The following is an 11,411-nucleotide window of genomic DNA, read 5'->3' on the forward strand; positions in this document are numbered from 1 at the left end:
CTAATTAGATGATTAGGCTGCTGTTCAACTGTAAGCGTGTGGATTGGAATAGAGCATTAATTCTATATAGGTTCACCTAACAACGAATAATTATCAATAGTATCGTGCAAGTAACTACCCCACTTCAAAGTGCGTACTTCCTGAATGGATAGTCAGGGTCTACAATGAGTGAGTAGCCAAAACAAACACTGCATGCATCTGAACAGACAAATTGGTGCAGGCTAAATATCTGATTATTATTTTTACAGGAACAAATCATACTTGAACAACAAAGGAGAAATAAATGATGAAATTGCAATTGGCGCTTGACTTGGTAAATATCCCTGAAGGTATCGCACTGGTTAAAGAGGTTGAACAATATATTGATATCGTTGAGATTGGTACTCCAATCGTTATTAATGAAGGTTTGCACGCGGTAAAAGCAATGAAAGAAGCATTCCCTAATCTGCAAGTTCTTGCAGACCTTAAAATCATGGATGCTGGTGGTTATGAAATCATGAAAGCAGCTGAAGCTGGTGCGGATCTAATCACTGTGCTTGGGGCAACCAATGACAGTACGATCAAAGGTGCAGTAGCAGAAGCGAAAAAACAAAACAAACAAGTTCTTGTGGACATGATCAACGTGCCTAACCTTGAACAACGTGCTCGTGAAATTGATGCGCTTGGCGTAGATTACATCTGTGTACACACAGGTTATGACCTGCAAGCTGAAGGACAAAGCCCGTTCGAAGATCTGCAAACGATCAAAGCTGCTGTGAAAAATGCTAAAACGGCTGTCGCTGGTGGAATCAAGCTGGAAACATTGCCAGAAGTAATCAAAGCACAACCGGATCTGGTTATTGTAGGCGGCGGTATCACAGGACAAGCAGACAAAGCGGCAGTTGCAGCTGAAATGCAACGTCTCGTTAAACAAGGGTAAGCAGATGAGCAAAACACAGTACGCAGCTGACATCTTGAAGGAGCTGGAACGTACGTTAAGCCAGATCGACGATGCAGAGATGCAAGCGATGGCTGAGCACATTCTGGCTGCGGAACAGATTTTTGTAGCAGGAGCAGGCCGGTCAGGACTTATGGGGAAGGCTTTTGCCATGAGACTGATGCAGATGGGGCTTCGTGTATATGTGGTGGGCGAAACCGTAACACCTGGGATCAGCTCGAAAGATTTCCTCTTGCTGTGCTCTGGCTCAGGAGAGACAGGCAGTCTGGTGGCCATGGCTCAAAAGGCTAGTCAGGCTGGTGCGCCTGTAGGTCTCATTACGATTAAGCCAGAGTCCACGATTGGGAAATTGGCAACTACGGTAGTGCGTCTCCCGGCTTCAGCCAAAGAGGACACAGCAACTTCCGGAGCGGCAGTAACCATTCAGCCGATGGGCTCGTTGTTCGAACAAGGACTGTTAATCGGCATGGATGCTCTCATCCTTACGATGATGGAAATGAAGGGTATGACCGGAGCGGATATGTTTGGCCGCCACGCGAACCTGGAATAGTGAATAGATGAAAGACCGGAATCCTTTGATCATGAAGGGTTCTGGTCTTTTCTGCGATACATAATCATTCATCTGTATAGGTTTTATCCTTGATTTACAGTTAAACTTTGCATCCCGACCAGGCTGTAGTAGAATTAATAGATAGCTGTATCGAATGAATGTACTTATTACATCATGCATGGAGCGGAAAGCTTACCTCGTGTGAAGTGTCCCCGTGATATGTGTAATATACGCGATATAAGATTGAAGATGAGGGGGCTCGGAGCCATGGCGTCCGAAGTGAAGGAACGGATTAATCTGAAAGAAATCAACTGTGAGAAGGAATTGACCCTTGCGGTGATCGGTGGCAAGTGGAAACTGATTATTTTGTGGCATTTGGGTCTGGAAGGCACCAAACGTTTCAGTGAGCTGAAACGCCTAATCCCTCATATTACCCAGAAGATGCTGACCAACCAGTTACGTGAGCTGGAGGAAGACAAACTGATTGAACGCAAGGTGTATGCAGAGGTACCACCTCGGGTGGAATATACGTTGACAGATCACGGTCAAAGCCTGATGCCCGTCCTGCACGCGATGTATAACTGGGGTAAAAACTATGGTGAAAATGTAATTTGGAAAGAAAGCTAAACAAGTAAGTTCTATAATGAACCGCCGGGTAAATGGATTCTTCCATTACCTGGCGGTTTTTTAGTTACTTTCAGACCACGGTCACATGAGCAAAAGTTTATACGAAACGTAGAGGACAGAAATAGCTTGAAGAAGCGGAGCTAAAAGCTTTCTGAAAGAAAGCTACATCGGAAGCATACGCTTCGCCTTTATCAACGGATTTTCACCTTTAAAAAAGAGAATCAAAAAATCCGGGGATAACAGCGATCGAAAGGCTATTCTGCCAGCGGAGTAATAAGGAGTAATCCGTTTGTCTGCTCTACCATAAATCCATACCAAAAGTCTCATTGTTCGCAGATGTCATGTATAGATGCGCGGAATATGATACGATGAGAGATATTGGAAAATGCAAGGAGGATGACAACTAAAGATGGAAAAAATACGTACACGTGCTGAGGTAAACCCAGAAACTACTTGGGATCTGAAAGACTTGTTTGTAACCGATGTAGAGTGGGAGCAGGAGCTTCGATCACTTCCGCTGGCTGCTGCCCAGATCGAAACGTTCAAAGGACGTCTTGGCGAAGGCGCTGAACAACTGCTGGCTTGTCTGGATGCGCGTGAAGCTTTGCAGGAGCGGATCGGCAAGACGGCTTCTTATGCTCGACTGAAGCAGTCAGAGGACAGCACCAATCCGGTGAATATTGAGAATTCAGCCAAGGCAGGAGATATCCTATCAAATCTGTCTTCGTCCTTGTCTTTTATCAATTCGGAGATCGTTGATCTGCCGGAGGGAACCGTTGAACGTTACCTTGAAGAACTTCCGGGATTGGAGCCGTATGCGCGCAGTTTGGAGCGTTTGATTCGAGAAAAAGCACATCGGCTTACGCCCGAGACCGAGAAGGTACTTGCTTCATTAGGAGAGGTACTGGATTCGCCATACCGTATCTATCTGCGCGGTAAACTGGCAGACATGACGTTTGACGATGCTCTTGATGGAGAGGACAATAATCGTCCACTGTCCTGGTCATTCTATGAAAATAATTATGAGATGTCGTCTGATACAACGCTGCGCCGTTCTGCTTATGCTGCATTCAGCTCGAAATTAAATGATTACAAAAATACGTTTGCAGAAGGTTATGCAACCGAAGTGAAGAAACAGGTTGTTTTATCCAGGCTGCGTGGTTACGACGATGTTACAGATATGCTTCTCAGCCCACAACAAGTGAGCAAAGAGATGTACAATAATATTCTGGATATTATCCAGCAAGAACTCGCACCTCATATGCGCAGACTGGCGGCTCTCAAGAAACGTGAGCTGGGTCTGGACAAACTGATGTTTTGTGATCTGAAGGCGCCGCTTGATCCTGAATTTAGCCCTGCCATTACATATGATGAGGCGTGCATACTCATTCGAGAAGCGCTTGATGTGCTTGGGCCGGAGTACGGCGAGATCGTAGAGCGCGCATTCAGTGATCGCTGGGTGGATTACGCAGATAACGCAGGCAAATCCACAGGGGCATTTTGCTCCTCTATATATGGTTCACACTCCTATATCTTAATTTCATGGGCAAACAATATGCGCGGAGCATTTACACTTGCCCATGAAGTGGGGCATGCAGGCCACTTCATGCTTGCGGGACGTTACCAACGGCTCACGAATACACGGCCATCTCTTTATTTCATTGAGGCACCATCGACCATGAATGAAATGCTGTTGGCCGATCATCTATTGAAGCGTTCCGATAATCCGAGAATGCGTCGTTGGGTCATTTTGCAACTGTTGAACACGTATTACCATAACTTCGTTACACATCTGCTGGAAGGTGAATTACAGCGCAGGGTGTATGCGCGCGCAACCAAAGATGAGCCCATTACGGCGAAGACGTTAAGTCAGCTCAAAGGAGACATCCTTTCCGAATTCTGGGGACCCGATCTGGTAATTGATGAAGGGGCTAAACTCACGTGGATGAGACAACCTCATTATTATATGGGACTATATCCGTATACCTATGCGGCAGGCTTGACGGCTTCCACAGCGGCTGCACAGCAGATTCGTGAAGAAGGACAGCCTGCGGTAGATCGCTGGCTTGATGCACTCAAAGCTGGTGGAAGTCTCACACCGCAGGAGTTAATGAAACTTGCGGGTGTGGATATGTCCGGACCTGAGCCGATTCGCTCTGCGGTTGCTTATGTCGGCAGTCTGGTCGACGAACTTGAACGTCTGTATTCCTGATCTGGTTCATATAGTATATGGACAAGGCAGAACGGGTTGTCTGCATGCACCGCCTTCCTTGCGTGGGGGCGGTGCATCTTATTTTTGCAAGGGGAAAGGAACGATGATGAATGGCGTTAAGAAGCGTGTCCTCATCGATGGGCCGATTAAGCGTAGATGGCTTTGGTGTGTTTGACGACATGAATGGAGTACCAGGTTTTGAAGGCAATCAGGGTGGTTTTTTTTCGGGATTTAGTGAGTTTGCTGCAATGAATGCATTTGCTTCGATTTTCATTGGTGCCATATTTCTCATCATTGCGGGAGTCATTGTTTTTGTTATTTTTTCAGGCATACGCTCAGGGATGTCAAATAACGCAGCAGCCTTGTTAACCCTGCACTCAACAGTGGTGGCTAAACGAACGGAAGTCTCAGGTGGAAGCGGCGATAGCAGTGCGACTACCCGGTATTATGTTACATTTGAATTCGACAATGGGGAGCGCACTGAACTGATTGTTGGCGGAAACCATTATGGTATGATGGTGGAAAATGATCGAGGGATGCTGACGTATCAGGGGACACGTTTCAAGCATTTTGAGAGAGATGTACAGCCCCAGTCGGGGATAAGTAAAAGCCAGTTTTATACGTGAGAAAAGAAATGCGGCTCCTCCCAGGTGGGAGAGAGTCGTTTTTGCTATACCCAAAAGAAAGAAAAACCGAAGGGTATTCAAACGCTTACAATGGTGATATACTCGTAAAATAAAGTAAAACAGTATTAAACAAAAACAAACAAACAATAAATACAGAATAAAGTACAGGGTTACGGACTGAATCAAGGGATGCCGTTTGGAAAATAGGATGGGTTCGAAAGGTTGGTGAAGCGCGGTGAGTGTGCTGGCTTATGATTTGGGCGCTGGGAGCGGGAGAGCGTTACTGGGACATCTGAATGATCGTGGGATCGAAACGAGCGAAATTCATCGGTTCAAGAATGAACCAGTGAAGGTTGGCGAGCGGATGCACTGGGATATTCTGCGATTACATCATGAATTGTTGCAAGGGCTTACCCTTGTGAAACAGCAGGGAGAAAAGCCGGAGAGCCTGGGGATCGATTCCTGGGGCGTTGATTTTGGTTTGCTCGGCAGTAATGGTGAGTTGCTAGGTAACCCGTATCATTACCGTGATACACAGTTTAACGGCATGATGGATCAGGTACGGCAAGAGCTGACCTCTCAGCGAATCTTCGAACGTACAGGGATTCAGTTTCTTAGCTTTAATACTTTGTATCAATTGGCAACGCTTCAACGTAGCGGTTCCCCGTTACTTCATGAAGCAGAGCGTTTTCTCATGATTCCGGATTTGCTACGTTATTTCCTGACAGGGGAAGCGGTGAATGAGTTCACGAATGCAACCACAACACAATTATACAATCCATCAGCGGGGCAGTGGGATAGTGAGTTGCTGGCGCATATTCGCATTTCGGAGAAATTGTTTGGTGAAGCCGTGCTGCCTGGTACCCGTGTTGGACAATTGCGAAGCAGTATCTGTAACGATCTGGGTCTTTCCCCGATCCCCGTGATCGCTGTTGCGGAGCATGATACGGGTTCAGCCGTTGTGGCTGTTCCTGCGACGGAACGTTCATTTGCTTATCTGAGTTGTGGAACCTGGTCCCTGATGGGTACGGAGATAGATCATCCTGCGATAAGTAGCCAGAGTCTGGCCTTGAACTTCACGAACGAAGGCGGGGCGGGCGGAACCTTCCGTCTGCTGAAGAACATTATGGGCTTATGGATTTTGCAGGAAAGTATGCGGGAGTGGGGTCGTCAGGGGCAGGGAATTAGCTACGAAGCGTTGTTGGCGAAGGCGGAACAGGCAGCTCCATTTGCCAGTTTGTTTGATCCGGATGATGAACTATTCATGCCAGCAGGAGATATGACGACCCGTATACGTCAGTATTGCCGTGATACAGGGCAAGTGGTACCAGAGGATCAGGGGGCTATTGCCCGGGCAATTCTGGAGAGTCTTGCATTGAAGTATAGAAGAGTTCTGGAATGGACGGAGCAATTGTCGGGTCAGACGTTCAACGGATTGCATATGGTCGGTGGAGGCATCCAGAACCGCCTGTTATGTCAGTGGACTGCAAATTCCATTGGCAAGCCGGTATGGGCAGGTCCGGCAGAGGGAAGTGCCATCGGAAATATGGCTGTGCAATGGATGGCGAGCGGAGCTTTTAAAGATATCTGGGAAGCTCGTAAGGCCATTCGTGATTCATTTCCGGTAACTGCGTATGAGCCGCAGGACAGGTCAATCTGGGAAGATGCTTATGGCAGATTTCTGCGTGTGACGGCTTCATCTAATTCACAAGCGGGGAGTGAGGTGTAACATGCTGGCAGCCGAGCGGTATGACCGAATTGTGGAGATGGTGAATGTAAAGGGAAGTATGCGTGTATCCGAGCTTAGTGAGCGCTGCCGGGTGACGGAGGAAACCATCCGGCGGGATCTGGATCGGCTGGAACAGGCAGGACGACTGCGCCGATCTCACGGTGGTGCAGTGAGTGTGAAGGAAGATCAACCGGAGATCCCTTACCGGATCAGGGAGACAACCCATGCGGAAGAGAAAAAACGGATTGCACAAGCGGCTCTGGCAATGATTAATCCGGGTGATCGCATTCTGTTGGATGCGAGCACAACGGCAGGTTATATGGCAGCGAATATGCCGGATTTCCCGCTGACGGTCTTAACCAACTCGATCCAAATTGCCACTGAACTCAGCAACCGTGACAAGGTTGAGGTCATCTCAACAGGGGGTCAGCTGGCATCGCGCTCGTTGTCTTTTGTTGGGCCGCTGGCGGAGCGTTCTTTGGAAACGTATCACGTGGATAAAATGTTTATGTCGTGCAAAGGTGTACATCTCGAAGGTGGCGGAATCAGTGAATCCAATGAACTCCAGGCAAGGCTGAAACAGAAGATGGTTGGCATATCCGATCAAGTCATCTTACTTGCAGATGCCAGTAAATTTGGTGTCCGTGCTTTTGCCCGAGTATCCGGGTTAAATGCAGTCCATACGATCGTTACCAATCAGCCATTGGAGGCTGAACAGACAGAACGTTTGAGCGGATACGATATTGGTATCATCACGGTTTAATCTTTTGGATTTTATCTATATAAATTGAACTAAACATTTACACGAAACGGAGTGTCCAGTGTAAATATTCTTAGTTAATTCATCTACTAATCAGTTAATAGGAGCGTGTAATTATGAAGGTCTCCTTATTTATTACCTGCCTCAGCGATGCCATCTATCCCCGAGTGGGGGAGGCCATGGTCAGATTGCTCGCCGCTCATGGCGTTCGGCTGGATTTTCCGCCGGTGCAGACCTGCTGCGGTCAGCCTTCCTACAATAGCGGGTACTGGGATGAGACTCGGGTAGCGGCCAAAACGATTCTTGAAGCGTTTGACGACAGTGATTTTGTGGTATGTCCTTCGGGATCGTGTACGTATATGATTCATCATTATCCCGAGCTGTTCGCGGATGAACCAGTATGGTTGGAGAAGGCAAAACGATTGGAAGCCAAAGCTTATGAGTTTACTCAATTCCTCGTTCAGGTACTCGGGATAACCGATCTGGGCGCACATTTTCCGCACAAAGTAACCTATCATCCATCCTGTCATGGCAGCCGTCTGCTGGGTGTAAAGGATGAACCGATGGCGCTGCTCTCTCAGGTGAAAGGACTGGAATTGGTTCCGCTTCCTTTCGCTGAGGATTGCTGTGGGTTCGGGGGTACGTTTGCCATTAAAATGTCCGATATTTCGGGAGCGATGGTGACGGAGAAAGTTGATCATGTCAAAGAGACACAAGCTGAAGTGCTGGTTGGTCTGGACATGGCCTGTCTGATGAATATCGCAGGTAATCTGCGTTATCGGAATGAACCGGTGCGTGTGATGCATCTGGCGGAACTACTGTATGAGGGGGTGCGAACAGGATGAGCCAACCGGGAGTTATGGATACTACGGTCAAAGAACGTGCCGGACTGGCCTTGAACGATGATTTTTTGCGTAAAGCGGTCAAATTCACGACAGAACGATTGCGTAACGGAAAGAAGTCTGCCTCAGAAGAACATGGGAATTGGGATGAATGGCGGGAGCGTGGCCGTCAGATTCGTCTGCATACGATTGCGTATCTGGATTATTACCTGAATGAATTTGTGAATAACGCCCGTGCGAACGGGGTTCATATTCATTTTGCAGATACATCGGTGGAAGCAGCGGCGATTGCGCTGGATATTGCGGCGCACAAGCAGGCTTCTACGGTGGTGAAGTCCAAATCGATGGTGTCGGAGGAAGTACATCTGAATCATGTATTGGAGTCGGCGGGCATTGAAGCCATTGAGACCGATCTGGGTGAATACATCATACAGTTGGCAGGCGAAGCCCCTTCTCATATTGTCATTCCAGCGATCCATAAGAACCGCTACCAGATTGCAGAGTTGTTATCGAAGGAAGCGGGCGAAATTCTGGAGCCGGACACAACGGTACTTGCTGGATTTGTTCGCAAAAAGTTGCGTGAGAAATTCCTCGAAGCAGATATCGGCATGACCGGTTGCAATTTTGCGATTGCAGAGACGGGTTCCATGGTTTTGTTCGAAAATGAAGGTAATGCCCGTATGGTATCCACTGTTCCAAAAACGCAGATTACACTGATGGGCATGGAGCGGATCATCCCGTCGTGGACGGATCTGGAGGTCATGGCAACCTTGTTGCCGCGTTCCGCAACAGGTCAGAAACTCACGATGTACATGTCAGGCATCACAGGTCCTCGCCGTACAGCGGATGCGGATGGACCGGATGAAATGCACATTATTATCGTGGACAACGGTCGATCCTTACAGCTCGGTGATCCTGAATTCCAGGAGTTGCTGAATTGTATTCGCTGTGGTGCTTGTCTGAATGCTTGCCCGGTATATCGTCATATTGGAGGTCATGCCTACGGTGGAACATACAGTGGTCCGATTGGCGCAGTACTGACTCCTGCACTCAATGGCAACATTGATGAATGGAACGATATTGCGGGTGCTTCGAGTCTGTGCGGAGCCTGTTATGAAGCATGTCCAGTTAAAATTCCATTGCATGATATGCTCGTTTATCTACGTAGGCGTAAAGTGGAAGACGGCCATGGAAACAAAATGGAAAGCATGGGCATGAAGGGATTTGCCGCTGTTGTATCCAATTCCAAACGTTTCAGTGCGGCCATACGTCTCGGACAGATCGGGCAGAAGGCAGTTGTACGCAACAACGGCATTTCACTCAAATTGGGTCCACTTAAAGGCTGGAACAATTATCGGGTTGCGCCAAGCCTCGCCAAGAAATCCTTCCGGCAACAATGGAACAAGCTGGATCAGGAACTGAACCAGAAGCAATCGGCCATGGATTCTTCCGTTCGCAGTCGTATGGAGCAGATTATTCGTGAACGAGAAGAAGGGGAGGATAAGCATGGTCACTGAACATCAGCAATGGCTCGCGCAATTGGAGAAGAAGTCCATGGAGAAACAGGAGCAGTTCATGAATGATATTGCTTCGAAATTGAGGAGACCAAGGCAACGCCATGCGCCGACCCAACCCTTTCGGGGAGCACCCGACTTTTGGACTGAGCTGGAATGGGATGAAGAGAAGCGTATTCAAGCATTTACGGATAACTTTGTGAGTGTAGGCGCACACATCGCCCGGGTTCAGAACATGGAAGAAGTATCTCAATTTATTGCCAACAAATCTCATGAACTGAGTGCCAGGTATATCATTCGTCAGAATGAACAGGCGTTACAGGATCTCGGATTGGAAGAGCAGCTTCCGGATGTACAGATCTCAGTCTGGAATAGTCAGGCTGATGAGAATTGGAAGGCTCGGGCAGCTGAGGCGGATATCGGTGTGGTTATGGCGGATTATGCAACAGCATACACAGGCTCGGTCACTGTGCTTTCTTCACCGGAAAAAGGTCGTTCAGTCAGTCTCTTGCCTACGGTACTCATCATCATTATTCCAGTAGATCGACTGTACACCAGACTGGGTGAGACGCTGGATCGATTTGACGAAGCGGGAAGAGAGAATCTTCCAGCAGGCATCCACTTTATTTCAGGGCCAAGCCGATCTTCCGATATTGAAAATGATTTAACCATTGGCGTTCACGGACCAGGCATTGTATATGGTTTAATAATGGGTTAACGGTGTGTTGAGCGTGATGGCGCATCATGATTTTGATAACTGTCCGAGATGCAGTATTTGACTGCAGAGGGCAGTTTTTTATTTTTTTTCACTATAGTTAAAAACTATTAAAATTATATTAATTATATATTTCACCTATTAATAATGGAGGTGTATAATCCATCTCAAGAGAGAATTCATATGAGATATAAAAGAGAAAGAGGAGGATGAATATTGATGAGTATATTTTCTTACCAAGTTCCGTTTATGGATGGACATAACGGTGATTTTTCTGCTTTTAAAGGGAAAGTACTGCTTATTGTGAATACAGCAAGTCGGTGTAGCTACTCCCGGCAATTCAGTGAACTTCAGCAGATGTATGAGAAATATGGTGAACAGGGGCTAGAGATTCTGGCGTTTCCATGCAACCAGTTTAACGACAAAGAACCTGGGAATAACACTGAGGTAGCCGAGTATTGCAGAAGTCAGTTTCAGATATCCTTTCCGATCTTGGAGAAAATTGAGGTCGTTGGGCGATCGATGCATCCGTTGTTTCGTTATCTGATTGAAGAAGCGCCATTTCAAGGTTATGATCTGAACACGAAGGAAGGACAGTGGATGGACACCTTTGTGAAGGAGAAGCATCCAGAATTGTATCAAGGTGACGGCATCAAATGGAATTTCACCAAATTCCTGATTGATCGCAGTGGGAACGTCCATGGCCGTTATGAAACGACAGTAGCTCCATTAGAGATGGAGTCAGTTATTCAGAATTTGTTGAAGAAATCATAAGTATACCTTAATCCCTGTCCTGAGGTCCTATGACTTTGGGACTGTTGAAGATTAGAACTGGAAATGTTAGGGTAAAAGAAGATAACGAAGTCCTCCATTTTTTTTGATCAAAAATGACCAATATA

At 47.2% G+C, this 11,411-nt stretch carries 11 protein-coding genes; all 11 read left to right on the top strand.

What is annotated here, in order from left to right; all coding sequences use genetic code 11:
• Positions 1-286 precede the first annotated feature (286 nt).
• The 11 genes from hxlA (at position 287) to EL84_RS18650 (ending at position 11,286) form a co-directional block, all read left to right on the top strand.
• Positions 287-919, top strand: coding sequence for a 3-hexulose-6-phosphate synthase (gene hxlA / locus EL84_RS18600; RefSeq protein WP_036670570.1), 633 nt, complete (start codon positions 287-289; stop codon positions 917-919).
• 4 nt (positions 920-923) lie between these two features.
• Positions 924-1,487: a 6-phospho-3-hexuloisomerase gene (gene hxlB / locus EL84_RS18605; protein WP_047842632.1), complete on the top strand. Its 564-nt coding sequence runs from the start codon at positions 924-926 to the stop codon at positions 1,485-1,487.
• 267 nt (positions 1,488-1,754) lie between these two features.
• Positions 1,755-2,114, top strand: a complete 360-nt coding sequence (locus tag EL84_RS18610) for a winged helix-turn-helix transcriptional regulator (protein ID WP_036608849.1) — start codon at positions 1,755-1,757, stop codon at positions 2,112-2,114.
• 409 nt (positions 2,115-2,523) lie between these two features.
• The gene (gene pepF / locus EL84_RS18615; protein WP_047842633.1) at positions 2,524-4,326 is read left to right on the top strand and encodes an oligoendopeptidase F; all 1,803 of its coding nucleotides are present in this window, start codon (positions 2,524-2,526) and stop codon (positions 4,324-4,326) included.
• Positions 4,327-4,436: 110 nt separating this feature from the next.
• Positions 4,437-4,952, top strand: a complete 516-nt coding sequence (locus EL84_RS18620; protein ID WP_235431549.1) for a DUF2500 domain-containing protein — start codon at positions 4,437-4,439, stop codon at positions 4,950-4,952.
• A 235-nt stretch (positions 4,953-5,187) separates the two neighbouring features.
• On the top strand, positions 5,188-6,681 hold the full coding sequence (locus EL84_RS18625; RefSeq protein WP_047842634.1) for a rhamnulokinase: 1,494 nt from the start codon (positions 5,188-5,190) through the stop codon (positions 6,679-6,681).
• 1 nt (position 6,682) lies between these two features.
• Positions 6,683-7,444 (top strand): DeoR/GlpR family DNA-binding transcription regulator, encoded by a 762-nt coding sequence (locus EL84_RS18630; protein WP_047842635.1) that lies wholly within the window; start codon positions 6,683-6,685, stop codon positions 7,442-7,444.
• A gap of 113 nt (positions 7,445-7,557) precedes the next feature.
• A complete protein-coding gene (locus EL84_RS18635; protein WP_017688927.1) occupies positions 7,558-8,286 on the top strand; it encodes a (Fe-S)-binding protein in 729 nt (242 codons plus the stop codon).
• Positions 8,283-9,800 carry a LutB/LldF family L-lactate oxidation iron-sulfur protein gene (locus EL84_RS18640; RefSeq protein ID WP_047842636.1) on the top strand — a complete coding sequence of 506 codons (1,518 nt, stop codon included), beginning with the start codon at positions 8,283-8,285 and terminating at the stop codon, positions 9,798-9,800. The genes EL84_RS18635 and EL84_RS18640 overlap by 4 nt, the downstream gene beginning before the upstream one ends.
• Positions 9,790-10,515 carry a LutC/YkgG family protein gene (locus EL84_RS18645; protein ID WP_017688925.1) on the top strand — a complete coding sequence of 242 codons (726 nt, stop codon included), beginning with the start codon at positions 9,790-9,792 and terminating at the stop codon, positions 10,513-10,515. Before EL84_RS18640 ends, EL84_RS18645 begins: the two co-directional genes overlap by 11 nt.
• A 216-nt stretch (positions 10,516-10,731) precedes the next feature.
• On the top strand, positions 10,732-11,286 hold the full coding sequence (locus tag EL84_RS18650) for a glutathione peroxidase (protein ID WP_047842637.1): 555 nt from the start codon (positions 10,732-10,734) through the stop codon (positions 11,284-11,286).
• Positions 11,287-11,411: the final 125 nt, after the last annotated feature.

Source organism: Paenibacillus sp. VT-400 (genome assembly GCF_001029205.1).
Classification (GTDB): Bacteria; Bacillota; Bacilli; order Paenibacillales; family Paenibacillaceae; genus Paenibacillus; species Paenibacillus amylolyticus.

Excerpts from the sequence above, each read along its gene's own strand:
- hxlA (WP_036670570.1), top strand. The coding sequence starts at position 287 with ATGAAATTGCAATTGGCGCTTGACTTGGTAAATATCCCTGAAGGTATC.
- hxlB (WP_047842632.1), top strand. The coding sequence starts at position 924 with ATGAGCAAAACACAGTACGCAGCTGACATCTTGAAGGAGCTGGAACGT.
- EL84_RS18610 (WP_036608849.1), top strand. The coding sequence starts at position 1,755 with ATGGCGTCCGAAGTGAAGGAACGGATTAATCTGAAAGAAATCAACTGT.
- pepF (WP_047842633.1), top strand. The coding sequence starts at position 2,524 with ATGGAAAAAATACGTACACGTGCTGAGGTAAACCCAGAAACTACTTGG.
- EL84_RS18620 (WP_235431549.1), top strand. The coding sequence starts at position 4,437 with ATGGCGTTAAGAAGCGTGTCCTCATCGATGGGCCGATTAAGCGTAGAT.
- EL84_RS18630 (WP_047842635.1), top strand. The coding sequence starts at position 6,683 with ATGCTGGCAGCCGAGCGGTATGACCGAATTGTGGAGATGGTGAATGTA.
- EL84_RS18635 (WP_017688927.1), top strand. The coding sequence starts at position 7,558 with ATGAAGGTCTCCTTATTTATTACCTGCCTCAGCGATGCCATCTATCCC.
- EL84_RS18640 (WP_047842636.1), top strand. The coding sequence starts at position 8,283 with ATGAGCCAACCGGGAGTTATGGATACTACGGTCAAAGAACGTGCCGGA.
- EL84_RS18645 (WP_017688925.1), top strand. The coding sequence starts at position 9,790 with ATGGTCACTGAACATCAGCAATGGCTCGCGCAATTGGAGAAGAAGTCC.
- EL84_RS18650 (WP_047842637.1), top strand. The coding sequence starts at position 10,732 with ATGAGTATATTTTCTTACCAAGTTCCGTTTATGGATGGACATAACGGT.